The 26471-nt window shown below is 58.6% G+C and carries 21 protein-coding genes and 2 pseudogenes; 6 read left to right on the top strand and 17 right to left on the bottom strand.

Annotation, left to right across the window (positions count from 1 at the left end; translation table 11 throughout):
* From rnr to GE107_RS23080, 8 genes are all read right to left on the bottom strand, one after another.
* Positions 1 to 2346 (bottom strand): ribonuclease R (gene rnr, locus GE107_RS23115; protein ID WP_219643654.1); only part of this gene is annotated, 2346 nt, incomplete at its 3' end.
* Between the two features lie 154 nt (positions 2347 to 2500).
* Positions 2501 to 2740, bottom strand: a complete 240-nt coding sequence (gene secG / locus GE107_RS23110) for a preprotein translocase subunit SecG (RefSeq protein ID WP_219643640.1) — start codon at positions 2738 to 2740, stop codon at positions 2501 to 2503.
* A 145-nt stretch (positions 2741 to 2885) separates the two neighbouring features.
* On the bottom strand, positions 2886 to 4070 hold the full coding sequence (locus GE107_RS23105; RefSeq protein ID WP_219643639.1) for a GNAT family N-acetyltransferase: 1185 nt from the start codon (positions 4068 to 4070) through the stop codon (positions 2886 to 2888).
* Between the two features lie 329 nt (positions 4071 to 4399).
* Positions 4400 to 6127: an ABC transporter substrate-binding protein gene (locus GE107_RS23100; protein WP_219643637.1), complete on the bottom strand. Its 1728-nt coding sequence runs from the start codon at positions 6125 to 6127 to the stop codon at positions 4400 to 4402.
* Between the two features lie 96 nt (positions 6128 to 6223).
* Positions 6224 to 7132 (bottom strand): carbohydrate ABC transporter permease, encoded by a 909-nt coding sequence (locus GE107_RS23095; protein ID WP_219643635.1) that lies wholly within the window; start codon positions 7130 to 7132, stop codon positions 6224 to 6226.
* Between the two features lie 13 nt (positions 7133 to 7145).
* Complete coding sequence (locus GE107_RS23090) at positions 7146 to 8111, bottom strand: ABC transporter permease (protein ID WP_219643633.1); 966 nt, start codon at positions 8109 to 8111, stop codon at positions 7146 to 7148.
* A gap of 218 nt (positions 8112 to 8329) precedes the next feature.
* On the bottom strand, positions 8330 to 9865 hold the full coding sequence (locus GE107_RS23085) for a response regulator transcription factor (RefSeq protein ID WP_219643631.1): 1536 nt from the start codon (positions 9863 to 9865) through the stop codon (positions 8330 to 8332).
* Complete coding sequence (locus GE107_RS23080) at positions 9840 to 11612, bottom strand: cache domain-containing sensor histidine kinase (protein ID WP_219643629.1); 1773 nt, start codon at positions 11610 to 11612, stop codon at positions 9840 to 9842. Before GE107_RS23080 ends, GE107_RS23085 begins: the two co-directional genes overlap by 26 nt.
* 247 nt (positions 11613 to 11859) lie before the next feature.
* On the opposite strand from GE107_RS23080, the gene GE107_RS23075 reads away from it, so the two are divergent.
* Complete coding sequence (locus tag GE107_RS23075) at positions 11860 to 14709, top strand: glycoside hydrolase family 3 protein (protein ID WP_219643627.1); 2850 nt, start codon at positions 11860 to 11862, stop codon at positions 14707 to 14709.
* A gap of 924 nt (positions 14710 to 15633) precedes the next feature.
* Positions 15634 to 16011, top strand: coding sequence for a large conductance mechanosensitive channel protein MscL (gene mscL, locus GE107_RS23070; RefSeq protein ID WP_219643626.1), 378 nt, complete (start codon positions 15634 to 15636; stop codon positions 16009 to 16011).
* Positions 16012 to 16497: 486 nt separating this feature from the next.
* Here the strand turns inward: mscL and GE107_RS23065 are convergent.
* The 4 genes and pseudogenes from GE107_RS23065 to GE107_RS23050 all read right to left on the bottom strand — a co-directional run.
* Positions 16498 to 16830: pseudogene (locus GE107_RS23065) on the bottom strand (substrate-binding domain-containing protein); the annotation flags it as partial.
* A gap of 175 nt (positions 16831 to 17005) precedes the next feature.
* A complete protein-coding gene (locus GE107_RS23060; protein ID WP_219643624.1) occupies positions 17006 to 18241 on the bottom strand; it encodes an MFS transporter in 1236 nt (411 codons plus the stop codon).
* A 301-nt stretch (positions 18242 to 18542) separates the two neighbouring features.
* Positions 18543 to 19310 (bottom strand): sugar phosphate isomerase/epimerase family protein, encoded by a 768-nt coding sequence (locus GE107_RS23055; RefSeq protein WP_219643622.1) that lies wholly within the window; start codon positions 19308 to 19310, stop codon positions 18543 to 18545.
* 214 nt (positions 19311 to 19524) lie between these two features.
* Positions 19525 to 19731, bottom strand: coding sequence for a DUF1657 domain-containing protein (locus tag GE107_RS23050; RefSeq protein ID WP_219643620.1), 207 nt, complete (start codon positions 19729 to 19731; stop codon positions 19525 to 19527).
* A 149-nt stretch (positions 19732 to 19880) separates the two neighbouring features.
* Between GE107_RS23050 and spoVAC the strand changes: the two genes are divergently transcribed.
* From spoVAC to GE107_RS23035, 3 genes are read left to right on the top strand one after another with little or no spacing between them, the layout of a single operon-like run.
* Complete coding sequence (gene spoVAC / locus GE107_RS23045) at positions 19881 to 20351, top strand: stage V sporulation protein AC (protein WP_219643618.1); 471 nt, start codon at positions 19881 to 19883, stop codon at positions 20349 to 20351.
* Between the two features lie 7 nt (positions 20352 to 20358).
* Positions 20359 to 21387, top strand: a complete 1029-nt coding sequence (spoVAD, locus tag GE107_RS23040) for a stage V sporulation protein AD (RefSeq protein ID WP_219643616.1) — start codon at positions 20359 to 20361, stop codon at positions 21385 to 21387.
* A gap of 6 nt (positions 21388 to 21393) precedes the next feature.
* Positions 21394 to 22254 carry a DUF421 domain-containing protein gene (locus tag GE107_RS23035; protein WP_219643615.1) on the top strand — a complete coding sequence of 287 codons (861 nt, stop codon included), beginning with the start codon at positions 21394 to 21396 and terminating at the stop codon, positions 22252 to 22254.
* 8 nt (positions 22255 to 22262) lie between these two features.
* Here the strand turns inward: GE107_RS23035 and GE107_RS23030 are convergent.
* From GE107_RS23030 to GE107_RS23020, 3 genes and pseudogenes are all read right to left on the bottom strand, one after another.
* Positions 22263 to 22532: pseudogene (locus tag GE107_RS23030) on the bottom strand (oxidoreductase); the annotation flags it as partial.
* 4 nt (positions 22533 to 22536) lie between these two features.
* Complete coding sequence (locus tag GE107_RS27445; RefSeq protein WP_219643610.1) at positions 22537 to 22767, bottom strand: hypothetical protein; 231 nt, start codon at positions 22765 to 22767, stop codon at positions 22537 to 22539.
* Positions 22754 to 23461 carry a PsbP-related protein gene (locus GE107_RS23020; RefSeq protein WP_219643608.1) on the bottom strand — a complete coding sequence of 236 codons (708 nt, stop codon included), beginning with the start codon at positions 23459 to 23461 and terminating at the stop codon, positions 22754 to 22756. Before GE107_RS23020 ends, GE107_RS27445 begins: the two co-directional genes overlap by 14 nt.
* Before the next feature lie 168 nt (positions 23462 to 23629).
* Between GE107_RS23020 and GE107_RS23015 the strand changes: the two genes are divergently transcribed.
* Positions 23630 to 24385, top strand: a complete 756-nt coding sequence (locus GE107_RS23015; protein WP_219643606.1) for a 3'-5' exonuclease — start codon at positions 23630 to 23632, stop codon at positions 24383 to 24385.
* Positions 24386 to 24442: 57 nt separating this feature from the next.
* Here the strand turns inward: GE107_RS23015 and GE107_RS23010 are convergent, their stop codons facing one another.
* Together GE107_RS23010 and GE107_RS23005 are read right to left on the bottom strand one after the other, a co-directional pair.
* Complete coding sequence (locus tag GE107_RS23010; protein ID WP_219643604.1) at positions 24443 to 24868, bottom strand: DUF6157 family protein; 426 nt, start codon at positions 24866 to 24868, stop codon at positions 24443 to 24445.
* Between the two features lie 64 nt (positions 24869 to 24932).
* On the bottom strand, positions 24933 to 26456 hold the full coding sequence (locus GE107_RS23005; protein WP_219643603.1) for a DHA2 family efflux MFS transporter permease subunit: 1524 nt from the start codon (positions 26454 to 26456) through the stop codon (positions 24933 to 24935).
* Positions 26457 to 26471: the final 15 nt, after the last annotated feature.

The following is a 26471-nucleotide window of genomic DNA, read 5'->3' as shown; positions in this document are numbered from 1 at the left end:
CTTGCCTCCGGCGGCGCCTCCGCGCTCGCGCTCGTCGCGGCCGCCACCGGCCGCCGCGCCGCCGCGCCGCTGCGCCGATGCGGCGACACCGCCGCCGCCCTGGCGCTTCTTCTTGCGCTTGCGATCGAAGCCCCCGCCGCCCCCGCTCCCGCCGAAACCGGCGCCGCGCGCGTCGACCCAGCGCGCCCGGTCCGCGCTGCGCGGCTTCATGTCGACCATCTCGAAATCGATCGTATGGTCGTCCATGTTCACGCGCGCCACGCGGATCCGAACCTCGTCGCCGATGCGGTACACCTTCGACGTGCGCTCTCCGATCAGAGCCATCTGCAGCTCGTGGAAATGGTAATAATCATCCGTCAAATCGCTGAGACGGATCAGGCCCTCGACCGTGTTCTCCAGCTCGACGAACATGCCGAACCCGGTCACGCCGCTGATGATGCCGCCGAATTCCTCGCCGATTTTGTCCAGCATGAACTCGGCCTTCTTCAGCTTCTCCGTATCCCGCTCGGCGTCGACGGCCACGCGTTCGCGCTCCGACGACTGCTGCGCGATGTCGGGCATCCGCCCGGCCAGCACGTCGTGCCGCAGGTCCGGCAGCCCGCCGCCTCCGTTCTCCATCACCTCGCGCATGACTCGGTGAATCACGAGGTCCGGGTAACGCCGGATCGGCGACGTGAAATGCGAATAGAATTCCGCCGCCAGGCCGAAATGCCCGAGACTCTCAGCGTCGTACTTCGCCTGCTTCATCGAACGCAGCATCATCGTGCTGATGACGGTCTCTTCCTTCGTGCCGCGGATTTCCTCGAGCAGCGTCTGCAGCGCGCGCGGATGCACGGTGTTGCCCTTGCCGCGCACGGCGTAGCCGAAGTTGCCCGCGAACTGCATGAAGTGCCGCAGCTTCTCCCCGTCCGGCTCCTCGTGGATCCGGTACAGGAACGGCACCTTCAGCCAGTGGAAATGCTCCGCCACCGTCTCGTTCGCCGCCAGCATGAATTCCTCGATGATTTGCTCGGCGATCGAACGCTCACGTTTGACGATATCGACCGGTTTGCCCTGCTCGTCCACGATGACTTTGGATTCCTGGAAGTCGAAGTCGATGGCCCCCCGGCGCATCCGCGCGGAACGGAGCGCGAGCGCCAGCTCCTTCATCAGGCGGAAGTTGTCCACCAGATCGGCGTACCGCTCCATCGTCTCCGGATCCTCGTCCTGGACGATTTTGCGCACGTTCGTATAGGTCATCCGCTCCTTCGTGCGAATGACGCTCGTGAATATATCATGCCGGACCCGCTTCAGCGTCCGCGGATCGAATTCCATTTCGCACGACATCGTCAGCCGGTCGACCTTCGGATTCAGCGAGCAGATCCCGTTGGACAGCCGGTGCGGCAGCATCGGAATGACCCGGTCGACCAAATAAACGCTGCAGCCGCGGTTGTACGCCTCCTGGTCGAGCGGGGAGTTCTCGCGCACGTAATAGCTGACGTCCGCGATATGGACGCCCAGCAGCCAGTTCCCGTTGTCGAGCCGCTCCACGTTCACCGCGTCGTCCAAATCCTTCGCGTCTTCGCCGTCGATCGTCACGATCACGCGGTCGCGCAGGTCGCGGCGGCCTTGGCGCACGATCTCGTCTTCCGTAATGGTGTCGGGTACGGCGTCGGCCTCCGCCAGCACTTCCTCCGGAAATCCTTCCGGCAGCCCGTGCTTGCGGATGATGCTCAGAATGTCGACGCCCGGATCGTCCTTGTGCCCGAGCACCTCGGCGATCTCGCCTTCGGCGGCGGACCGCCCTTCGGGATAGCGGATGATATTGGCCACGACCTTCTGCCCGGTCACCGCTCCCTTGAAGTTCTCCTGACGGACGAAAATATCCTTGTTGATCCGCTTGTCGTCGGGCACGACGAAGCCGAAGGTGTCGTGGTTCTGGAACAGGCCCACGACCTGCGTGACCGCCCGTTTGACGATCCGCACGATCTCGCCTTCCATCCGCTGCCCGTTGTCGCTCTTGGACGTCACCCGCACGAGTACCGTGTCGCCGTTCATGGCGCTTTTCATGTCGTTGGCATGGATATACACGTCCGGATGGTCCGGCTCGTCCGGCAGCAGAAACGCGAAGCCCTTCGGATGGGCCTGCAGCTTCCCGCGGATCAGGTTCATCCGCTCCGGCACGCCGTAGCGCTCCGTTCGCGTCATCAGGATTTTGCCTTCCTGCTCCATCTCGGTCAACAAACGCAGGAAGGCTTTGAAATCGTCGGCATTGTCGATGCCAAAATGCTTCTCCAGCTCCTGGTACGTCATGGGTTTATAAGCCGTCTCGCGCATGAAATCGAGCAGCTCCTGTTCCGTACACATCGGCATCCGCATCACCTCGTCCTTCTGTATAGTATACACGCTTTGTCCGTGCGGCAACCGGATCCCCGTCATTTCAGAGAAGGATGAAGGATTTTATACTTCCTGAATCACAAAAAAAGCAGGAAGCGAGCGCTCCCTGCTGTTCCCGATATCCTTAACCCTGCTTCACGAAGAAAGCGACGACCAGGGCCAGGATGAAGAATCCCGCCGCCAGAACGATCGTCAGCCGCTGCAGGAACAGATCCAAGCCGCGGGCTTTCTGCTTGCCGAACAAGTGCTCAGCACCGCCGGAGATGGCACCCGACAGACCCGCGCTCTTGCCGCGCTGCAGCAGAACGACGGCGATCAGGCCCAGCGAGAAAATGACCAGCACGATCTTCAAGAAAATTTCCAACGCTTCCACCTCCCAAGTGCCGAGACACGATGCTTCCTGATTCACGAAGGATAAACGGCAACAGCCGCATCTACAAAAACAGTATTTTCATTCTATCACAAGCGGCGTGAGGTTGACAACCGTTCGGAGGATTCGCCAATTTCCGTTAAAAGAAGTCCGCCAAGTACGGCCGCTGCCCCGGCACGACGCGCTCCAGCGCCTCCGCCGCTTCCCGGGAGCCGTTCAGCCGGCCGATCTCGAGCAGCCAGCCGGCCTTGCGTCCTCCGACCAGCAGCGCCGCCAGCGCCGCGATATCGCAGCGCACCCCGCCCGCCGCCGCGGGGCTCACGCCTTCCGGCAGCTTCTCCAGCATGCCCGCCCCCGCGCCGTCTACGCGCAGCCGGAACGCCCCGTCGTTCCATGGCGCATACGCGTCCTCAACCGTCAAATCGATTTCCATCGCCTCGCCGGTCCGCAGGAACGAGTACTGGGCCACGAACGCCTCCGCGTCCACGATCCGCGACATGAAATACGGCTCTAGCTCCTGCTTGAACCGGGGATCCGGCACGAGGAACGGCAGCGCATCGTCGGCCGGCACCGTGACCTTCAGCCGTTCGATCATCGAGTCGTGGTTAGCCGCGTAGCTCCATAAGGCCACTCTAGCCTCGTCAGTGAGCGCGATCCACTCGTGAACGTTCATCGATTTGTCCGCGACTTCATATAAGACATACCCCTGCGCCCGCCCCGCCTCGTCGAAATAAACGGCCGCAAGGCCGGGTTTGGACAGCACCTGATTGTTCCACCATTCTTCCGTCCTCACGATCGTGCTGTCGTACCGGGAAGCGTATGCCTCGTAAACCGGGTTCAGCAACCCGATGTCCTTGTCCACGATCTGCACCGTTCCCGGCGTCTCCCGGCGCGGCGGCAGGTGTTTCAAGTCCAGCGTATAGCGCTTGCGCTCGATGGTCATTTCGTAGCCATATTTGCGGTAAAACGGGAAAGAGAACGGATGCAGCATGCTGAGGCTCTGGCCCTGCCGTCTCATCGTCTCGAACGAGTGGGTCAGCAGCCGCGTCACGCCGCCTTGCCGGCGGGCATCCGGCCAGGAAGCGACGGCGGCCACGCCGCCCATCTTCAGCTTCCGTCCCCGCACCCACGCCTCGTAAGGGATGAGCAGCAGCGCCGACAGCAGCCTGCCGTCCTCGTCGAACAGCCCGTAATGCCGGTCCGGGTGAAACGCCGCCCTCCGCTTCTCCATTTGCTCCGCCGGAATTTGAAACTGGAACGCGAACTGGGACAGCTTCATGCGCTCGTCGAATTCTTCCGCCTTGAGCTGCCGGATTTCCGCCATATCCTTTCTCCCCCAATCCCAATATTTTCTAACTCCATCATACCTCAATTCCCTCCCCGAAGGACAGCAACATGCAAGTAAAAACGACTTCGTCGTCCTGTAGGGACATAGAATGTCGTTTTTATCGAAGATCATTCGGAAATGAAAAGAGTGAAACTTTTAAATTCTGAATGATTAAGTAAAACGGCTACGCCGTCCTTTTCGGACGGATAGACGTTTTATCGAAGTGAGTCAGAAAAGTATCGCAGATTTTATACTTTCTGAATCACTAAAAAAAACGGAGCTCGGACAACCGTTGTCCGAGCCCCGTTCCCATCAGAGCGCCTATCTTATTCGTTCCACAGCTTGACGCGGTCTTTGACGAGCTGCTCGTGAAGCTGTTCCGCTTTGTGGACGTCCGCTTTCTCCAGCTGGGCGATGTAATCGGCCCAAACGGCATCGAACTCTTCCGGCTTGGCGAGAATGGCCTTCGGAATCATTTTCCAAGTAATGTTCTTCAGCTTCTCGTCGAGGACAGTGGCGTCGTTGTCGGATGGAATCGGGATGTTCCAAGCCGCGCCCCACGGTTTAACCTTGAATTCGTCTTCTTTCGGGAACAGGTCTTTCCAAATCGTCGCGCCGTAGTTCTTCAGAACTTCCTTCTCCACGTCGCTGTAGTTTTCCACCAGCTGTTGGGGGTTTTTCAGCGTGTAATAATTGCCCGTCGGATCCTTCACGCCGTCCCCGTAATGCGCGGACATCAGGTTGTAGAAGCCGATGCCCGTTTCTTTGGCGAAGTTGGTGGCATCGTTGATGCGGCGGTCGTTCACTTCCTTGATCATGACACGTTTGCCGTTCTCGACCGTGTAGTGCTTGCCCTCGATGCCCCAGTTCAACAGGACTTGGCCTTCGTCGGAAGCGAGCCAGTCGAGGAACTTGATCGTCCGGACCGGATCCGGGTTCGTTTTGGAAATCGCGACGCCCCAGCCGGCCATGAAGCCCGTCGGCCAGAAAGAAGGATCCTTGGTGCTTTCGTCCATCGTAACCGGGTAGTGGCCATAGGTTTGGTCGAATTTGCCTTCGGCTTTCAGCGCGTTCTCGCCGTCTGCGTAATCCCAGATCGCGTCGATCAAGCCGAGTACGCGGCCGGAAGCGACCTTCGCCTTATACTGGTCATATTTCTGAACGAAGCTCTCCTTGTCCAGCAGTCCTTCCGCGTTCATGTGGTTCAGCCAGCGGAAATATTCCTTCTCTTCCGGACGGAGGAAGTGGTACGTCACTTTCTGCGTGTTGATATCGACGCTGTATTCGCCGTCATCCGAGCCGCCGGTCGTCTGGACAGCCGGGTTTGTCACGGAGATATACATATGCCAATCGTCTGCGTTAAGCGTCAGACCGATGTTCTTGTTGCCCTTGTCGTCGGTCGGATGCTTCGCGAGATATTGCTTGATCGCGTTCTCGTAGTCTTTGACCGTGCGGATCTTCGGGTAGCCGAGCTCCTTCACGACGCGGTGCTGCAGCTCGAATCCGCCGCCGGCTTCGAAGTTGATCTGACCCACGCCAGAATACGTTGGCAGCGCGTAGATCGCATGGTCTTCGTTGCTGTAGCGGAGGCGTTTCATCTGGTCCCCGTAAACCTTCTTGATGTTCGGGGCGTATTTGTCGATCAGGTCCGTCAGGTCGATGACCGCGCCGGCATCGACGAATTTGTTGATGTTTCCTTTGGCGCTGATGATGTCCGGATATTTGCCGCTGCTCGCGATCAGCGCGGATTTCTGGGCGGCGTCGCCGACCGCGAATTCCGCGTTGAGGGTCACGCCCGTTTTCTCCGTGATGTATTTGCCCGTTTCATCCTGCATGTTCGCCCAGTTCGGATTCACGTCTTCACTGTAGTACGTAAGCGTAATCGGTTTCAAATCTTCAGGCGTCGCGGACGCCGAAGCCGAAGAGGAACCGCTTGCCGGCGCGCTGCCGGACGGGCTTGCGCCGCTGTCGTTCTTGCCGCCGCAGCCGGCGAGCAAACCGGCGATAAGCGCGGTGCTCATGAGCAGAACCGGCCATTTTCTTTGTTTTGCCATCGTTTGTACCCCTCCTGAGTGGATAATGCGAGATGCGTATATGCGTATGAACAGGTTGTCCCTGTTGATACCGATCGATGTCCGAATTCCGGTGCATCAGCCTTTCACGGCACCGAGCGTCAAGCCTCTCACGAAATAGCGCTGAAGGAACGGATAGACGAGCAGAATCGGAATGGTGACGACGATCGTGATCGCCATCTTAACGGATTCCGGCGACACGCTGGACAGGACTTGCGTCATATTCGTGCTGTGGTAATCCCCGTTGTTGCCGGCCGTCGTGCTGAGCAACACCTTCGTCAGCTCGAACTGCAAGGTTGTCAGGTTCTCGCTGGAACCGTTATACAGGAACGTATCGAACCAGGCATTCCATTGGCCGACGGCCAGGAACAGGGCGATCGTCGCCAGCGCCGGCGTCGTCATCGGCAGCACGACCCGCCAATAGATCGTGAAATCGTTGGCCCCGTCGATCTTCGCCGATTCCTGGAGCGCGAAGGGGATTCCGTCGATGAACGACCGGATGACGAACACGTTGAACGCGCTGACGATTCCCGGCAAGACATAGACGGCGAACGTATTCATCATGTGGAGGTCTTTGATCAGCAGATAGAACGGAATGAGACCCGCGGAAACGTACATCGTGATCGCCAAATATTTCGAGACGAACTTGCGCCCCTGGAAATCCGGCCGCGCCAGCGTATAGGCGAGCATGGAAGCGCTGATGAGTCCCAGAATCGTGCCGATGACGGTCCGCAGCACCGAAATCTTGAATCCGGTGATCAGTCCGGAGAAGGAGAAAATGATGCTGTAGTTCTTCAGCGTGAATTCCCGGGGGAAGATCGTGATGCCCCCCCGGACGCTGTCCGTCGAATCGTTGAACGATAGCGCGAGAACGTTCAGGAACGGATACAGCGTCACGATGACGACGAAAACCATTACGATGGCGATAACAACGTCGAACAAGCGGTCGGACAGAGGAGCCCCTTTGGTCATTTTTCGCGTGGTCATGGCGGCTTCCTCCTTAAATGATGCTTTCTTTCGTCATCCGTTTGAAAATCCCGTTGGCGGTGAACAGAAGAACCAGACTGACGACGGAATTGAATATATTGATGGCCGTGCCGAAGGAATACCGGCTCAATTGAATTCCGTACTGCAACGAGTACAGGTCCAGCACCTGGGAATAGTCCCGCACCAGGTTGTTGCCGAGAAGGAACTGTTTTTCGAAGCCGGTGTTAATGAGATTGCCAATGGACAGAATCACCAGAATGATGATCGTGGAGCGGATGCCCGGCAGCGTGATGTGCCAGATCTGTCGCAGGCGGCTGGCCCCGTCCACCTTCGCCGCTTCATACAGCTCGGGAGCGATGCCGGCCATGGCGGCCAAATAGATGATGGCGTTCCAGCCCGTTTCCTTCCACACATCGGAGACCGTGACGATTCCCCAGAACAAATGGCCTTGGCCCATCCACTGGACCGGCTGCTGGATCAAGCCGAGCCACATCAGCAGGTCGTTCACGACCCCGTTGTCGCTCGACAGCATTCTTGTGATGATGCTGGACGCGACCGCCCACGAGACGAAATGGGGCAGGTAGGAAATCGTCTGCACGGCCCGCTTGAAGAACATGCCGCGCAGCTCGTTCATCATGATGGCGAACGTTATCGACACCGTGAACGATGCAATCAAACCCATGACGCTCATCGCAACCGTGTTGCGAAGCACCTGATAGAAGAGATCGTCCTGGAACAGCGCCTTGAACTGGTCGAAGCCGACCCATTTCTGCTCCCAGATCGACTTGCCCGGCTTCCATTTCTGGAACGCGATCAGCCATCCCCAGAGCGGGTAGTAGCTGAATACGAACGCCCAGATGACGAAAGGCAGGGACATCATATACAGATATCGATTCCGCAAGGCAACCTTCCAGAAGTTGCTTTTTTTCGCTCCCACGGATCGTGAGGCGGCCGGATGGGGGGTTGGGACCGCTTGCATTTCATTCCTCCTTGCTGTGCGTCTTGATGCGTATCATGCGCTTATCCATCATGATAAAGAAATCCCGCCTCGGACTCTACCGGAAGGATCCGGCACAAAATCATATAAAAATCCGCACACCATAGTTTCCCCCCAAAAGTGACGCAATGCTCTGAAGCATATTCCGATTCCTTTTTGGGGGAGCCCCCGAAAACGAGCAAAGAAAAATCGGCGCCTGTTTACGGGTCGCCGACCGTGGTAATCTGCTTCCGGTACGCGGAAGGGGAAGTTCCGACGTATTTGCGGAATTTGCTGTGGAAATAGTCGACGTTCGAATAGCCGACCTTCTCCGCCACTTGGTACACCTTCATCCCCTGGTCGAGGAATTCCTTTGCTTTCTCGATGCGGACTTTGTCCAAATACGTGTTGAAATGCTCGCCCGTCGTGTTCTTGAACAGTTTGCCGAGATAGGAGCTGTTGTAATTGAACACCTCCGCCAGCGTCTCGAGCTTCAGGTTCTCGTGGTAGTTGCGGTGGATCAGGTCAAGCAGCTTCCGGATCTGCTTGTCCGTCCCGTAGCCGTCCAGCTTCGCGGCCATCGCGGCGCCAATCGCGCACAGCCGTTCGATCAGCGCGTAATAGCGGTACTCGCAATACACATCGAACAACTCGGTGGAGAACGTCTCGCTCTTGTCCCGGAATTCCGGGCGGCTCTGCGCCAGCTTGCCGATGACGTTCGTCATCATCTGCACGAAAGCCGTCTTGATGTCCAGCTCGGACATCCCCGACGCCAGCATCGCGTTGCCGGCTTCGCGGATCAGCGCCTCGACGCCTTCCGAATTGCCGAGATCGAGCGCCAGATAAATTTTCTCTTCCGTTTCCGCCCGGTCGAAGCCGCATTCCCGTTCCGTCTGCGGCTCCCGGACATGGATCCGGCCGCCTTCGTAGATGAACCGGTGCGCCATGAGCTCGAGCGCCCGGAGGTACGAACGGTCCGTCTCGCGCGGATCGCGGACGGCGCCGCCCGATACCGCGGTGAAATCGACGCCGTATTCCCGGCATGCGGCCGCGATGCCCTCATAAGCCGTCTTATGCGCGCGAACGTCATCGGCCGCGATACCTGCGCGGCCGAGCAGGATGCCCAGAAACGGATCCATGGAGAACACGGTTCCGGCTCCGGACGCGTCGAACGTCTCCATCAGCTTCGACTTGATGTGCGCGATGACGGACGCATCGATTTCCGTCCGGTTTTGCAGCTTGACGAGAACGACTTCGTACGCGGGCCAGTCCCATCCGGCCAGGTCCGAATCCGGAATCCCGTTCGCTTCCCCGGTAAGCAGGAGTTGGACGATCCGCTCCTTTCGAAGGCCGACGGACTGCCTGTCAGCCGCCTTTCCCTCGTCCAGAAGCTGCTTCAAATTGGCGAGATGATCGATCAGCTCATCCTCGTCCACCGGCTTCAGCATGTACCCGTCCGCCCTCATCTGCAAGGCGGCCCGGGCGTAATCGAAATCCGCGTATCCGCTCAGGATAAGGAACCGAGGGCTCGGCCGGTATTGGCCCTGAATCGTCCGCATCAGCTTGATGCCGTCCATGCCGGGCATCCGGATATCGACGATCATCAAATCCGGCTTGCAGTCAGGAAGCTTCTGCAGCGCGTCCATGCCGTCAGTCGCAGTTGCCGCGACCTCGAACCCATGCTTCTCCCAATCGACGATCGTCTTCAATCCTTCGCGGATCAGCGGTTCGTCATCGACGATCAGCACTCTGTACATGCGCGATTCCCTCCTTCAGCGGGATCCAGAACGAAACGTTGGTCCCTTGCATGTTGCTCTCGATCCGCAGCTCCGACCGGCTCCCGTAGGTGAGCCGCAGCCGCTGCTGGATATTGTTCAAGCCGATGCGCTCGGCTTCTTGCTCGGCCAGCGATTGCCGGACGGCCTCCAGCTTCTCCGGAGAGAAACCGATGCCGTTGTCCTCGACCGTTACCGTCAGTCCGCCGTCCTCCAGATGCGCCCGGACCGCAACCTTGCCTCCGCCGAAATGCCGCTCGAGGCCGTGGATGACCGAATTTTCCACGAGCGGCTGGATGAGGAGCGGCAGAAGCAAGACCCGCTCCGCTCCCGGCTCGATCTCGATGTCGTATTCGAGCCGGGAATCGTGCCGGAACTTCTGGATTTCCAGATAACACCGGACGATTTCGATCTCGTCCTTCAGGCTGATTTCCTGCCCCTTGATCTCCAGGTTTTTGCGCATGAGCTTGCCCAGCATCTTCACCGCCTGGGAAATCTCCTTCTCGCCTTTAAGATGCGCCTTCATCCGGATCGATTCCAGGGCATTGTACAGGAAGTGGGGGTTGATCTGGCTCGCGAGCATTTTGAGTCTGATTTCGCTCTGCTTGCGCTCCAGCTCGTTCGTTTGCTCGTGGGACCTCTTCACTTCCTCCATCAGCTCCCGGATGTTGGCGACCATCTGGTTGAACTGCCGCGTGATCTGCCCGATTTCGTCGTTGCCGTCCACCTCCAGCGCCACGTTGAAGTTGCCCATGGACACTCTGCTGATCTGCCGGCTGAAATTGAGGAGCCGTTTGGTGAGCATCGTGCAGATCAAATAGATCAAGATAAGAGCCAGCACCGCCGCCACGCTGATGATCTGCAGGCCCGTCCGGCTGATATGGTTCGCTTCCCGCACGATGCTCTCGATCGGCGAAACGGTCATGATGCGCAGGCCGGTGAAGCTCTTATCCGGCATGAACTCGTCCACGAGCACCTTCGATTTGTGACCGTCGACGGTCATATCGTAGGTGCCGGGCGTAAGCGAGGCCGCCTTCGGCCCCAGGTGGGTCACTTCGATTTTCCGGCCGATCAGGCTCGCGCGGTTCGAGGCGACGATCACGCCGTTCGCATCCGCCAGCAGGGTCTCCGTGTTCTCTTGCCGCAGCATGGAATCCAGAAGGTTCGTGTTGACGTCCATCACCTGCACGCCGAACGTCTTCGTACTCGGAAAATAGACGCCCCGAACCAGGCTCAGCATGCTGTTCCGATTGCGCGTGACGTCCTGGAAGTAGTACCAGCCGATGAGACCGCTCTGCTCCTGCGCCTTTTCGAACCAAAAGCTTTTTTTCGTCTCCTCGTCGATCGGCAAGAACTCCCAGTTGTTGAGCAGCGTGGGGTTGTCGACGTACAGCTTGATCCGGGAAATCTCCGGGTTGAAATCGGTGTAATACGATCTGAACTTCTCATATTCCCGGTAGGCGTCCACGACGTCGAACGTGTTCTGGTACCGGGTCGTGACGATCGTCTCGAGATCGGAGTCCAGCATGAGCCGGCTCGAAGCCGCGATGACGACGTCCAGCATCTCTTCGGCGCGCGTCTTCACCCGCTCGATCGTGCCTTTCGTCTGCTCGGTCGCTTTGTCGAGGGCGGACTGCCGGTACTGATCGACGACGAAGAACCCGATGATCATGAACGGTAGAATAAAGAACAGGAAGTTGGCCAGCACCATCTTGTTGCGGAGCTTCATGTCGTTGAATTTGATCGGGATTCGGCGAAGCAGGGTGCGTCCCTCCGTTCGGGTTCATCGATTCGTTGCACCTTCGATGTTACCATGAAGCCGCTTGCGCATTCGATGCCAAATTCTGATTTTCAGCAAAAAGTAGGGATTTTGCAGGGTTTTCGGTCGAATTGTACGGGTGTCGGGGGCGTCAGAACAGTGATACAATCAAAGGAATGATCGTTGATTCCAATAACTAGGAGGCTTCTTCTTCCGCATGAGCATCACCGAACCGAAATTCAACACGGCTTACGCATACCCGTTTCTCGATCCCGACCTTCCGCTGGAAACTCGAGTGAATGACCTCGTATCGCGTTTCACGCTCGAGGAGAAAATCAACCTCATGTGCCAGTACCAGGATGAGGTTCCGCGCCTCGGCGTCAAGAAATACAAGCACGGCACGGAAGCCGCCCACGGCATGGCCTGGCTCGGCGAAGCGACAACGTTCCCGCAGCCGTTCGGCCTCGCCTGCACCTGGGATACGGAGCTGCTGCGCAAGGTGGGCTCGGTCATCGGCGACGAGGCCCGCGGCTTCTACCGTCGCGATCCGGCGTTGAACGGCCTTACGTTATGGGCGCCGACCGTCGATATGGAGCGCGATCCCCGCTGGGGGCGCACCGAGGAAGCGTACGGCGAGGATCCCGTTCTCGCGGGCAAGCTCGCTTCCGCCCTGGTGCAGGGCATGCAGGGTGATCACCCTTTCTACGTAAAAGCCGTCGCTTCTTTGAAGCATTTTTACGGGAACAACAACGAGGCCGATCGCGGCGAATGCTCGGTCAGCATCGATCCGCGCAACAAGCGCGAATATTACTTGAAGGCGTTCGAGCTTCCGTTCAAGGAAGGCGGGGCGCTGTCCATGATGACGGCGTACAACTCCGTAAACGGCGTGCCGGCGAACTTGAACCCGGAAGTGAACGACATCGTCAAGCGGGAATGGGGCATGACCGGCTTCGTCGTCAGCGACGCGGGCGACGTGCTGGGGACCGTGAACGATCACCGTTATTTCGAGAGCTACAAGGAAGCGGTAGCGGCCACGATCCGGGCGGGCATCGACAGCATCACGGACGACGCGGATGTCAGCAAGCAGGCGATCCGGGACGCCCTGGCCGAGGGGCTGCTTGCCGAGAACGACCTCGACGTTGCGCTGCGCAACGCTTTCCGGGTCCGCATGCGCCTCGGGGAGTTCGACCCGGATGAGCGCAACCCGTACGCGGCGATCGGCGAATCGATCATCTGCCATCCGGACCACCGGACCGTATCGCTCGAGGCCGCGCGCAAGAACGTCGTCCTGCTGAAGAACGACCGGCAGACGCTGCCGCTGGACGCGGGCCGCCTGCGCAAGGTCGCCGTCATCGGCCCGCTGGCTGACATCTTGTACCGCGACTGGTACAGCGGCACGCTGCCGTATTCGGTGACGCCGCTTGCGGGGATCGCAGGCAAGCTTGGAGAGGACGCTGTCGCTTATGCGAGCGGCATCGATCGGGTACGGTTGAAGTCCGAATCCACGGGCAAGTATGTTCGAAGCCTTCCGGAGGATGGCGGCAGCGTGCTGGTTGCCGACGCTGGGGGGGCAGAGGATGCGGCCGTGCTCGACGTGACGGATTGGGGCTGGAAAGCCCACACGCTGCGATCGCCGAACAGCGGCAAATACGTCACGACCGACGATAAGGGGCTGTCGGCGACGGCGGACGAAGTGTTCGGCTGGTTCACGAAGGAAGTGTTCCACGTCCATGCGATGAACGGCGGCCAGGTGGCGCTCACGACGTGGAACGGGCGCGCGATCGGGCTCGACCCGGACGGCGGAGCGTTGTCCGTGCTGGAAAGCACGGACCCGATAGCTGCGGAAGCGTTCGAGCGGGAAGTGGTTACGGACGGCATTCGCGAAGCGGTCGATGCCGCACGTTCGGCCGACGCGGCGATCGTAGTCGTCGGCAACAACCCGCTCGTGAACGGCAAGGAGACGATCGACCGCCCGGACCTGACGCTGCCGGAATCGCAGGAGCGCCTGATCCGCGAAACGCTTGCGGCCAATCCGAACACGATCGTGGTCGTCGTCGGAAGTTATCCGTTCGCGATCCCCTGGCTGGAGGAGCACGTGCCGGCCATCCTGTACACGTCCCACGCCGGGCAGGAGCTCGGGAACGCGGTTGCCGACGTGCTGTTCGGGGACTATGCCCCGGCCGGGCGGCTTGGCATGACGTGGTACCGTTCCGCCGATCAGCTGCCGGATATTATGGACTACGATATTATCCGTTCCGGCCGTACGTACCAGTATTTCGAAGGAGACGTCCTGTACCCGTTCGGTCATGGGTTGACGTATACGCCGTTCGAGTACAGCGGCTTGACGGTCATCTCCCAGGGCGAAGGTTCCGGCTTGGAGATCGAGGTTCGGGCAAGCATTCGCAACGCCGGCGACCGGGCGAGCGACGAAGTCGTGCAACTGTACGTGCGCGCCGGCCGATCCCGCGTGAAGCGGCCGCTTAAGCAGTTGGCCGGTTTCCAGCGCATCCACCTCGCGCCGGGCGAGTCCAAGACGCTTTCGTTTACGCTGCGGGCGGAGGATCTGGCGTTCTGGGACGTGACGCGGGAAAAGTGGTGCGTAGAGTCGGGCACGTACACGCTCATGCTCGGCCGATCGTCCGCCGACATCGCGGTGTCCAAGGAAGTCTCCGTGTGCGGAGAGACGATCCCGCCGAGAAACCTGCGCCTCGTAACGCGGGCGGCGAACTACGACGATTACGCCGCCGTGCGGATCGGCGAATGCTCCGAAGGCGGCGACAGCCTGGACGCCTCCGGCGCCGGCGCTTGGGTCGCCTTCCATGACGCAGACCTCGGCGCAGGCGTCACCTTCTTCGAAGCGCGCATCGCCGCAGACTTGCCCGGCGTGCTCGAGATCCGGCTGGACCGGCCGGACGGCCCGCTCGCCGGAACTTGCGCATACGCGGCCACGGGCGGCGCGAAAGCTTGGCGCACGTTCACCTGCGCCGTTAACGGCGCTTCCGGCATCCGCGACGTCTATCTCACGCTGGGCTCGGAGGCGAAGCTGAGCTGGTTCCGTTTCGTTTGAACCGCGGGCATCTCTGTCGCCCCATAGCTGAATTTCGAGTCAGGATGAGCGGAACCGCCTTCGCTCCGTTCGTCCGACAACTCGTTCAATGACGAAGCCATCGAAATAAAGGGAAAAGCTCCCACTAATTTATGGATCGCATGTTCGTGGACCGCATTAGTTGGAAAAACTCCCACTAATTTCGGAATTTCATCAGCGGATGCCGGAAATAGGCTGGATTAGTGGGAGGTTTTCCCTCTAATCTGTCTATATGAGGTAAAAAATCCAAAATAGTAGGATGATTTCCCTCTAAATTAGGCAACACCACCAAGGGACGACCGATACGCAGCGATTTGTCCTCACAACGGGTGATCTCCCTAGGGCGGCGATCGGGCTCGTTACCAAAAGTTCGGATAAGCAAAGAACCCGCAGGAATCCCTCGGGTTCTTTGCGTTTTCGTGCTTCCGCATCTGTGGTTGGCATGTGTGGTTGGCATGTGTGGTTGGCATTTGTGGTTGGCATTTGTGGTTGGCATTTGTGGTTGGCGGTTGTTGTTGGCATTTGTGGTTGGCGGTTGTGGTTCGAGGTTGTGGTTCGAGGTTGTGGTTCGAGGTTGTGGTTCGAGTTTGTGGTGTCTTGGTGTTGGTGTCTTGGTGTTGGTGTCTTGGTGTTGGTGTCTTGGTGTTGGTGTCTTGGTGTTGGTGTCTTGGTGTTGGTGTCTTGGCGCTTTCTGCAGATGAGTTTCTGTGTTGGGGGTGTGCGTTGGCGGCGTGCGTTTGCTTGTTGAGTTTACGTATCTTCTAGCAATTGCGAACGGAGTTGACTCACCATCTCTCCATCATTCTGCTATAATTACCCTGGCGGAGGATCTGGCTTACCGCCGGGAACGGTGGGAAGCGCTAGAGAGCCCGCGCGTTTCCAAACTCTATCGAAGGAGAATTCATCATGTGGAAAGATTTCAAAGCGTTCGCGTTCAAAGGCAACATCGTAGATATGGCCATTGGGGTCATCATCGGTACCGCTTTCGGCAAAATCGTCTCTTCCCTCGTGAATGACATGCTTATGCCGGTCATCGGCGTGCTTCTCGGAGGAATTGATTTAAACGATCTTGTCTTCCATTACCACGATACGGAAGTGAAATACGGGGCTTTCCTGCAGACGGTCGTGGACTTCTTCATCGTCGCCTTCTCGATCTTCCTGTTCATCAAGGGGATCGGCAAGTTCAAGCGCAAGCAAGAAGAAGCGAAACCCGCCGAACCGCCGGCTCCGTCCCGCGAAGAAACGCTGCTCGCCGAAATCCGGGATCTGCTGAAACAACGATAAACTTCCCGCTCCAAAACCGACCCGCTTGTACAACCCGGTTCCCGGTCCCGCTCGCGGTTCCGGTTTCGCTTTCGGTGCTGGTTCCGGTTCCGGTTCCGGTTCTGGTCCCGGTTCCGGTTCTGGTCCCGGTTCCGGTTCTGGTCCCGGTTCCGATTCTGGTCCCCGGTTCCGGTTCTGGTCCCGGTTCCGGTTCTGGTCCCCGGTTCCGGTTCTGGTCCAGGTCCAGGTCCCGCTCCCGGTTTCGCTTCCGCTTCCGCTTCTTTCCGTTTCCCCCTCCGCTTCTTTCCGTTTCCGCTTCCGGTTTCGCTTCCGCTTCCGGTTTTCGGTTCCGGTTCCCGGTCCAACTTCAGTGCCATGCCGAGACCCGAATCGTAGGCGCGGAGGAACGTCTCGTTCGTATAGCCGCTCGCGGTCGCGAACCCGTTTGCGAAGAAAGTCGCCGCTCGTGCGGGTCAGGGAGCAGCCAGGCTCCCCCCTGTGCCCCCCTCACCCTGTAAAGGGTCCAGTGCTCTCACGGATCCCAAGCTCCGGCTCAATCGAGGTCAGCTTCCCCACTTTCTTATGCGCAGTAAGCTTGTGAAGGACATCAGCTGCCGTTCGTCCGAGCCCGTTGCATTTCAACGATACCGTCGTCAATTCCGGAATGCAGTTCGCCGAGACCGGAACGTTGTCGAAACCGATGATCGACAAATCGTCCGGCACGCGCAGTCCCGCCTTTAACGCCTCCTTGATCGCGCCGAAGGCGACGAGGTCGTTCGCGCAAGATGCAGCGGTTACCTTGCGGCCGTCCATGTTTGTCAGCAATTCCGCCATGATCGCTCTTCCCGATTCGTGAAGGAGCCGTACAGAGTCCGTTTGCGGTTCGCGGCCAGCCCGGTGCCGACTGGTTCAATTCCCGCGGGACAGTGGCCACCGAAACGTTCGCTTCCCTTGCAATATCATGTACGGTAACCGGATTCATAACCGGATCCACCTCGATTCGGTATCGCGGCTTTCAAATTCTCCGGCCTAGCTGTTGTTTCGGCTTGGATTCTCTCGAAAAGGCCGAATACCATTTCGACACGACTAGCATGGCCATCATGAGCGCCATCAGACCAATGAGCGTCCCCATGGAGACGGAGGATTTATACTGATCCATCAATTTGCCCGTAAGCAGCGGCATGAACGCTCCGCCAAGGCCCCCGGCTGCAATCAGCAGACTCGTGGTTCGTTCCGCGGTTCCGGGAAGCATCTGATTGGTATAGATGAGCCCGATCGCGAAGAGCCCCGCCATGAGGAGACCGAGCAATAGAATGAGTGTGTAGCTTAGGGCGAGCCCGGTGATAAATGGAATGACAGCCATCATGAGCAACGCCCCGAAACCATTGATGAGCAAATAACGTGCATACCCCCATTTTTCCGACAGTTGTCCGGCGAACAAACGTCCGATGACCATCGCGATCCAGAAAAACGAAACACCCAGCGTCCCAAGTGCGGTATTCGTACCCGAACGTTCGATAAGGATGGAGGGAAGGAAATTGACCAAACTCATCTCAATCCCCACATATAGCACGAAGAACACCACCATGATGGTTAACAATGACAATCCTCTACGCCCATAGAGGGAAGGCGTCTTTCCCCCTGGAACGCCCATCCCGGACACAACGCCGTTCTCTTCGTTTGCGTCCTGCTTGGCAAGAACGGTATCCATCGATCCGAACGAGGTGAACGACCAGAGAAGAAACATTCCGAGTGACATGACGGCCAAAATCGGGAACGAGATTTTCCATACGCCCATCGTAATCAGCGCGCTGCCTAGCACCGGCATGACGCATGCCCCGATTCCGAAGAATACCTCCAATCGGCTCATGGAAGCGGCTTTGTTATCCTGTACGAACCCGATGACCAATGCTCCGATCGCCGCCTCGACCATGCCGAATCCGAACCCCGCGACCGGCGCGGTCGCGATCATCCATTCCCAGGAAGGAAGGAAGCTGTAGACGGTCTCCCCAAGCGTCAATGCGCCGAATGCCAACAAGATTATGCCCCTTCGACCCAGCCGTTTGGACCACCAAGGCATCGTTAGAACGCCGATTAAGAAGCCGATAAATTGAGCGAAGATCAACTGGCCGCCGTCACTGTAATCCCTTTCAAAAAAATGAAGCAGCTCCTCCAACACCGCTCCCATTACCACGTGTGCCAACCCGATCAGCAAATAAGATAAACACCCGAGCCATAACAAATTTCTCATCGTTTGCTCCTTCTTGAAAGGTGAGTTGAATAGATAATATAGCACATTATTAAACGTTTGACTCGTGGATTGTAGAAATCGATATTCGTATTTATTTAACGATTTCGCATGATAAGCAGGCCCGAAATGTTCCGAAAGCCTAGCGGAATCTGTTAGACGCCAACGTTTGCGGCCTATTCAACGGTACGCAGATAAATAAAGCTACCCGCAAGCGCTATTCTTCTGCGTGCAGCCAGTTGTCACATAAAAAACGGTTGAACGTGCCCACCACGGAGCCCGTTCAACCGTTCCGCTTACCTTTCTATACCCAGCCGCGCTCGCGGAACCACGCGAAGTTCAGCCTCGCGCTCTCGAGCGAGCCGACGTCGTACCGTTCCTGCTCGATGATGACGTACTCGACGCCCGCTTTCTCGCAAGCGGCCAGCGCCGAATCCCAATCGACGGTGCCGCGCCCGATTTCCGTGTCCACGCCGTCCTCCTTGAAATCCTTCGCATGGACAAGCGGCAGCCGGCCGGCGTATTTCTCCACGTAAGCCGCCGGATCCTGTCCGGCCACCTTCACCCAGCCGAGGTCGAACTCCGCGAACAGCTTCTCCGCGGGAATCCGATCGAACACGCGATCGATGATCAATTGGCCTTCCACGGGCTGGAACTCGAAGGCGTGATTATGATAGCCGAATGTGAGTCCTGCCTGCGTCACGATATCCGAAGCTTCTTCCAACACGTCCGCCATGCGTTCCACGGCCCCGACGGTCGGGTTGTCGCCCAGCGGGTACGCCGGTACGACGAACCGCCTGATCCCGAGCTCGGCCGCGTATTCTGCGGATGCCTTGAGATTGTCCTTCCACTTGTCCGGCTCGTTCAATGTCAGCCCGACGTGCGCGGACGGCGCGTTCAATCCGGCATCGGACAGCGCAACGCGCAAATCCTTAGCTCCTACGCCGTAGTAACCGGCAAGCTCCACGTTCTTGTAACCGATTTCCGCGATCTGCCGGATCGTGCCAAGAAAGTCCTTCTCGCTGAGATCCCTTACCGAGTACAGCTGAATTCCGACTTGTGGTTTGCCCATCTCGCCAAGCACCGCCTTATCGTCTAAATGACGCGCATTCCGGGAATGCACACGTCCTGTTCTCCCCATTATAGGCGCAAGCCCCCGTATTCATGAAAGCGGGGTTTTTGCCTTATTTGTATGCCATTTAGACGAAACCGCCGCCGTCCGAAACGGGAAAGAAGAAGCCCCGCTCGCGGCGAAGCTTCTTCAAGGAATCGAACCGATTCGCGAATCAGAAGCCTTTATATTGGGGTTCTTCGTTCTCGAGCTGAGCCACTCTGGCTTCGACCTGCTGCAGGATTTGACCGGTTTGCGCAGCCGCGTTGGTGAACATTTGTTTCGCTTCCTGGTTTTGCGTGCTAAGCGCGAAAGCCTCCAGGCTTGCCTGGGCGCTCTTCAGCGACGCCACGCAGGTTTTCACTTGAGTTGCCACTGTCACGTTCGATCACCCTGTCTTTCGTCATTTTATCGTTGCCGTGTGATAGCTTGCCCTTGCCGCCCCGGCTTACTCAGGTGACATTTTCCATCCTAGAAAATCGCCCCCTGAGGCATCCTCAATATCAAATGGGTGAACGAGGGGTCATGACCATGTCCAACAGCAAGCTCAAAAAATTGACGCCGGTGCAGCAGGAATACCAGAAAGTCGCCAAAAGACGGGAACCGAAACGTCCGGTGCTGCTCAACAGCGTACGGGCGTTTCTCGTCGGTGGACTGATCTGTACGCTCGGTCAAGGGATCATGCAAATCATGATCCGTTGGGGCGGGTTTAACGAGCAAACGGCGGGAAATCCGACCGTGGCCATCCTCATCTTCCTGTCCGTCGTTCTGACCAGCTTCGGCGTATACGACAAAATCGGACAATGGGCCGGTGCCGGGTCCGCCGTACCGGTGACGGGGTTCGCCAATTCGATGGCTTCCGCCGCGATCGAACATCGGAGCGAAGGGATCGTACTCGGCGTGGGAGGCAGTATGTTCAAATTGGCTGGACCCGTCATCGTGTTCGGGACGGTGTCCGCTTTTTTCATCGCGTTGATTCGGCTACTCGTGAAGGGAGGATGAGGGCGGCATGCTGAAAGGGCACCAGAGTTGGATTTTCGAGCGGAAACCGGTCATCGTCTCCACCGCCGCCGTCGTCGGCCCGTTCGAAGGGAGAGGACCGCTGGCCGACGATTTCGACATGATCCACGGCGACTCTCTCCTGGAGCAGTCCAGCTGGGAGAAAGCGGAGAAAACGTTCCTCGAGGACGCGGCCAAAATCGCCATCGAGCGCGCCGGCATTACGAAAGAGGAGGTCCATTTTTACGTCGGCGGCGATTTGATGAATCAGATCACGAGCAGCAGCTTCGCCGCGCGTTCGCTCACGATTCCGTACATCGGCGTCTTCGGCGCCTGCTCGACCTCCATGGAGAGCCTGGCCGTTGCCTCCCATATCGTCAATGCCGAAAGCGCCAAATATGTGCTCGCGGGAACGTGCAGCCATAATTCCAGCGCGGAGAAGCAGTTTCGCTACCCCACCGAATACGGTTCGCAGAAGCCGCCGACCGCGCAATACACCGTGACGGGCGCCGGAACCGCCGTCGTGGCCCGTTCCGGCCAAGGCCCCGTCGTCACCTCCGCGACGATCGGCAGGGTTGTCGACATGGGCATCAAGGACCCGTTCAACATGGGCGCCGCCATGGCCCCGGCTGCCGTCGACACGATCACCGCGCACTTTCGCGACCTTCGCATCCAGCCCGACCATTACGACCTGATCGTCACGGGCGACCTGGCCAAGGTCGGCTACGAAATCGCCTGCGATCTCTTCGAGAAACACCGCGTTCCGATCGACCTGACCCGCTACAAGGACTGCGGCATGATGATCTACGATTACGGCAAGCAGACGGTCCAATCAGGCGGGAGCGGCTGCGCCTGCTCTGCCGTCGTTACGTACGGCCACATCATGAAGCGCATTCGTTCCGGGGAACTCAAGCGGGTGCTCGTCGTCGCGACGGGTGCGCTGCTGTCTCCGCTGTCCTACCAGCAAGGGGAATCGATCCCGTGCATCGCCCACGCGGTTGCCATCGAAGCGGAACCGGAAGACGGGGTAAGGAGGTAAACCTTCATGTCGAATTGGCTTGAAATCCTGCTTCGTTCCCTCGGGGCTCTGATCGTTCTGTTCACGTTCACCCGTATCCTCGGCAAGAAACAAATCTCGCAGCTCACCTTTTTCGAATACGTCATGGGGATCGTGCTCGGCGAGTTGGCCGGCTTCGTTTCGACCGACATGGAGAAACACTATTTTTACGGCATTCTCGCAATGACCGTGTGGTTCGTTGTTCCCTTCGGACTGGAGATGCTGACGCTGAAGAGCAAGCTTCTCCGCCAATGGTTCGAAGGCAAGGGAACCATCGTGATCAAGGAAGGCAAGGTGCTTGAAGACAATTTGAAGAAGGAACGGCTGACTGCCGACGAGCTGCTCGAGCAGCTCCGCGCCAAGAGCGTGTTCCGCACGGCCGACGTCGAATTCGCCGTCATGGAAACGAGCGGGGAGCTCAGCGTCCTTCTCAAGAAAGACAAGCAGCCGGTAACGCCCAGCGACCTCGGGATCAAAACCGTGAACGAAGTCGAGCCCCAGACCGTCATCATGGACGGCAAAATCCTGCATGAGCCGCTCGCGACGATCGGCCTCAACCAGGGATGGCTCAGGACGGAGCTTGAGAAAATGGGGCTGACGGTGGAAAACGTGTTTCTCGGGCAGGTTGACGCCTATCAGCAGCTGTACGTGGATTTGTTCGACGACAACCTGAAGGTCCCGCTCCCCCAAGGGAAAGCCTTGCTCCTCGCGACCCTGAAGAAGATCGAGGCCGACCTGGAGCTGTTCGGGCTGTCTACCCATGACCCCGAAGCCAAAACGATGTACGAGAACCAATCCGTGACGATGAGCCATATCATCGCGAATTTGAAGCCGATGCTCAAGAACTGAACGGGCTTTCAAGCTTCGTGGCGCATCCCCGTTTCGAACCAATAATTCCGGTAAGGCGCCGGCTCCTCGATCCTCTCTCCCAGCTCCGCGGCGGCGGAACGCGGCCAGAACGGGTTCCGGAGCAGCGGCCTGCCGATCGCGACGAGATCCGCGCGCCCTTGCCGCAGGATCTCTTCGGCTTGCCTGCCGCCCGTGATCAACCCGACGGCAGCCGTGGGAATGCCGGCTTCCCGGCGGATCCTCTCTGCCAAAGGCACTTGGTAGCCCGGGTTAACGTTCGGCTCATCGGATCAGCGGGTACAGCAACTTTCTGCTCAAGGTCGTGACAGGCACGCTCGCATCCCTGGAGGATTGCGTCAACAAGCTCGGAAAATTCGGAGACTCCACGACGCTGATCGTCATGTCCTCGCCGATCGTGAACAAGCCGGTGATCCCGTCCTTGGCGCAATGAAAAAAAACGCCGGAGACTTTGTCCCCGGCGATTCCACGTTTCTTCCCTTCAGCTGACGACAAGCGTTTCCGCCATTTGCCCGACCGTTTCGACGTATTTGTCGAACGAATCCGGCTCGGCCGTGTACGTAAGGACGAACGCCTTGCCGTTGTGGATCGTGATCAACTGCTGCCACATCAAGGAATAGTCGCCCTGCTTGCCCGTATAGCGGATCGATTTAATTTCCAGTCCGCCGTCAGTCGTCACGCCGTCTTCGTCTTCGATTTTGAAGTCCGTGATCAATTGCTGAAGCTGCTGCTTCGTGAAATCCATATATTCGGACAGTTTGACTTCTTGGCCACCGAGATCCTCCACGACGATGTTGACGTTATCCTGGAACTTGTCGCTGCTTCCGTCCAATGGCGTCATGAAAGCGGCGACCGCTCCCGGTACTTCCTTGTTCAGGGTCCAGTCCGACGGATATTGGATCTCCACGCCGTTCGCTTCGTCTTTGAACGATTGGAAGCCGGAGACGCCGCTCACGGCAGCCGATGCCGAAGCGGACGCGCTCGGGCTCGCGCTGGCGCTTGGGCTGGCGCTGGGGCTCGCGTTGGCGCTTGGGCTGGCGCTGGCCGATGCCGATACGCTAGGCGATGCGGTGGCGGATGGCGACGCGCTGCCCTTGTCGTCGGATTTGCCTCCGCACGCAGCCAACACGAGTGCCAAACTCAGCGGTACGGACCATTTCCACATGTGCTTCTTCGTTGTTTCCTGCATCTTGATTTCCCCCTTGTCCTTTGTAACACCTCTGGACAACAATACACATTTTCCCTTAGCTGGTAAATCGATTTAACCTAATCTTTATGAAAATTTACACCCGTTTGAGATTTGTCCGATTTCGTGTTCTTATAGTACAGAAGGATTCATCTGCCGGAGGTCATGGCTATGGACTACGTCGTATTGGATATCGAATTCAACGGCCGGAAATTCGCGAGCGATTTGCCGATGGAAGTGATCGAGATCGGAGCCGTACGGCTGAACCCCGCGTTAGAGATAACGGACCGGTTCTCGTCGATGATCAAACCGGTTTATTTCGCCAAGCTCAACAGCTTTATCAAGAAGAAAACCGGAATCGCCCAGGAAGAGATCGACCGCGCCGACGGCTTCCCGAAGGTGATTGCCGATTTCGTCTCCTGGCTGAAACGGAGCGAGTCTTTCGTGCTCCTGACGTGGGGCGGCGAGGATTTGAAACGCATCGTGTTCGACACGCGCATGCACAAGCTGGACGATGCCTTCTGGATGGCCGTTCCTTACTATGATCTGTTGAAAGGATACCTCCGGTACAAGAAAGCCGCGAATGACGTGAGTGTCGAAGCGGCGCTGGCGGAGCTCGGGATCGAGGCGGAAGGCTCGGCCCATCGGGCGCTGGACGATGCGCGGATGACGGCGGAGGTGTTCCGCAGCATCTTCGACAGCCTCGATTGGGAACGGATCCAGCATTACAAAGACACGTTCTCGAATGCCAAGGAACGGCGGATGGTGAAAAGCGCGGTCCGCACGCTCACTGCCCGGAAGGCGGTTCCGAAGTGGGAAACGGTGGTCGGGCAATTTCTGGAGGGCAAAGTGGATCTATCCGATCCGAGGAAGGCTGCGGAGCTGCAAGAGGTGTTCGAGGCTGAAATGTCGAAGGGGAAGGGGTAGTGCCCGACCCGCGAAAAATAAGGAAGCCTCCAATCGCGGAGACTCCCTTCTCCTGTTCTATTTCTTACTGTTCCGCATCGCCGGCACCAGCTTGACGTTCCCGACGCCCCCGTCGACGAAACGCCGGTATTCGGGCGATTCCACCGGGATGAGCGCCAGCTTGCCTTCCGCGTTGAAATGGATGCCCCAGCCGTACTTCTTCGGCAGCATCGACGCCCTCATGCAGGGCTGCGGCTTGCGATAGAACTCGGCTTTCAGTTCCTCGCCGCGCTCCGCCTGCTCCTCCGCCGGAATTCCTTTGTGCCGGACATGGACCTCGTAGAGCAGTTCTTCCTGCGTGTAACGGTACGGGTGACCGGCCGCAAGCTCGAACTCGATGCCGGGCTTCGTTTTGCCAGTTTTCTTGTCCGGCGGGATCAACCCGTATTCGACCGGGCAGTCGGCCGCAACCGTAATGAATGTGTCGTAGTAGTTCCACTCCACCGCGCGACACCTCCTTCCAACCCCATTATACGGGACGAACCCTGACAGATACAGTCAGTGGACTTCAGCCCATATGAAGCCCCTCGACTGCCATTTCCGGTTTCTTCGCCGTTTGCGCTCCTTCGCCCGCCGAAGGTTTCTGCCCGCGCCGCAGCACGAAACCCAGAACGATTCCGCTCATGGCGACGGTGAGCATGACGCCGAACGTATAATCGAACGCCTTCGGCGCGAGCGCCATCATCGCCTTCAGCGCGTCCTGCTCGCTGCCGCCGGCGGCCGGGACCGCTCCGTCCGCGAGCGACTTCAGCCGCGCGGTCAGGATCGTCACGACCGAAGCCACGGCCAGGGAGTTGATGACTTGCTGAAGCGCGCTGGTCAGCGAGGTGACGCGGCTGACGAGCTCGCGCGGCGCCTTGTTTATCAGATGCGAGTTCAGCGGCATCATCATGAGTCCCATGCCGCTGCCGGCCATGACGAGAGGAAGCAGCAGATCCGCTCCCGTCGTCGACAAGTCCAAGAACGTGTATTGATAGAGCGCGCCGGATACGAGGCTCAGCCCGATGACAACCAGCCAGCGCACGCCGATCCGGTCGAACAGGAATCCGCCGATCGGCATCATCAAGGCCGACGCGATCGCTTGGGGGAACAACGTCAATCCCGTGTCGAGCGCCCCGAATCCCCTGGCCTGCTGCAGGAACTGGGGCATGAGGAAGATCGCGCCGAACATGGAGAACTGCACGATCCACTGCACGACGATGGCCAGCGAGAAGTCGGCCGACTTGAAGACGCGCAGCTCGAGCAAAGGGATTTTGGCCCGCAGCTCCACGAAGATGAACGCGATCAAAGCAGCTGCCCCCACGCTCAACCCGGTCAGCGTTTCGGCGGATGTCCAACTGTGGGCTCCTTCGCTCACCCCGAACGACAGCGCCGCGAACGCGATCGGCCCCAGGATCATGCCCGGCAGGTCGAATCCGGCGACCTTCTTGCGTTCGATTTTCGGCAAGCTCCGTATCCCGATGAGAAGGCTGACGATGCCCACCGGAATGTTGATCAGGAATATCCACCGCCAGGAATGGTACTCCACCAGCCACCCCGATACGATCGGCCCGATCGCCGGCGCGAACAGGATCGGCATTCCGAGCATGCCCATCACGGCGCCGATTTTGTTCGGCGGGCTAAGCCGGTACACGTAAGCCATCGCGACCGGCATGACGAAGCCGCCGCCAAGCCCCTGGATGACCCGGAATACGATCAGCCATTCCGCGCTGTTCGGAGTCGCGCAGAGCGCGGAACCTAACGTGAACAGGATGACGGAGGTCAAGAACACGTTCTTCGCCCCGAACCGGTCCGACAGCCATCCGGCAAGCGGGATGACGGCGGCGGTGGCGAGCATGTAGCCGGTAACGGTCCACTCCAGGGTCGGCAGCTGCACCTGGAATTCTTTTACGAGCTGAGATAACGCGACATTCATGGCCGTCGTGTCGAGGATGACCATGAAACAGCCCGTAATCATGGCGATCAGAGGCACCAGGATGCTGCTCAAACGGAAATCGGACGGGGACTCCCCCGCGGCTGCGGCTTGCGCCATCGGTTCCACTCCTTC

Source organism: Cohnella sp. CFH 77786, from assembly GCF_019400745.1.
GTDB lineage: Bacteria > Bacillota > Bacilli > Paenibacillales > Paenibacillaceae > Cohnella.
The sequence above is the reverse complement of the archived record's forward strand: the minus strand, read 5'-3'. Positions and strand labels throughout refer to the sequence as shown.

Bases quoted from the DNA above. Each gene is read 5' to 3' on its own strand.
- GE107_RS23105 (WP_219643639.1), bottom strand. From the start codon at position 4,070: ATGGCGGAAATCCGGCAGCTCAAGGCGGAAGAATTCGACGAGCGCATG.
- GE107_RS23100 (WP_219643637.1), bottom strand. From the start codon at position 6,127: ATGGCAAAACAAAGAAAATGGCCGGTTCTGCTCATGAGCACCGCGCTT.
- GE107_RS23095 (WP_219643635.1), bottom strand. From the start codon at position 7,132: ATGACCACGCGAAAAATGACCAAAGGGGCTCCTCTGTCCGACCGCTTG.
- GE107_RS23090 (WP_219643633.1), bottom strand. From the start codon at position 8,111: ATGCAAGCGGTCCCAACCCCCCATCCGGCCGCCTCACGATCCGTGGGA.
- GE107_RS23085 (WP_219643631.1), bottom strand. From the start codon at position 9,865: ATGTACAGAGTGCTGATCGTCGATGACGAACCGCTGATCCGCGAAGGA.
- GE107_RS23080 (WP_219643629.1), bottom strand. From the start codon at position 11,612: ATGAAGCTCCGCAACAAGATGGTGCTGGCCAACTTCCTGTTCTTTATT.
- GE107_RS23075 (WP_219643627.1), top strand. From the start codon at position 11,860: ATGAGCATCACCGAACCGAAATTCAACACGGCTTACGCATACCCGTTT.
- mscL (WP_219643626.1), top strand. From the start codon at position 15,634: ATGTGGAAAGATTTCAAAGCGTTCGCGTTCAAAGGCAACATCGTAGAT.
- GE107_RS23060 (WP_219643624.1), bottom strand. From the start codon at position 18,241: ATGAGAAATTTGTTATGGCTCGGGTGTTTATCTTATTTGCTGATCGGG.
- GE107_RS23055 (WP_219643622.1), bottom strand. From the start codon at position 19,310: ATGGGCAAACCACAAGTCGGAATTCAGCTGTACTCGGTAAGGGATCTC.
- spoVAC (WP_219643618.1), top strand. From the start codon at position 19,881: ATGTCCAACAGCAAGCTCAAAAAATTGACGCCGGTGCAGCAGGAATAC.
- spoVAD (WP_219643616.1), top strand. From the start codon at position 20,359: ATGCTGAAAGGGCACCAGAGTTGGATTTTCGAGCGGAAACCGGTCATC.
- GE107_RS23035 (WP_219643615.1), top strand. From the start codon at position 21,394: ATGTCGAATTGGCTTGAAATCCTGCTTCGTTCCCTCGGGGCTCTGATC.
- GE107_RS23020 (WP_219643608.1), bottom strand. From the start codon at position 23,461: ATGCAGGAAACAACGAAGAAGCACATGTGGAAATGGTCCGTACCGCTG.
- GE107_RS23015 (WP_219643606.1), top strand. From the start codon at position 23,630: ATGGACTACGTCGTATTGGATATCGAATTCAACGGCCGGAAATTCGCG.
- GE107_RS23005 (WP_219643603.1), bottom strand. From the start codon at position 26,456: ATGGCGCAAGCCGCAGCCGCGGGGGAGTCCCCGTCCGATTTCCGTTTG.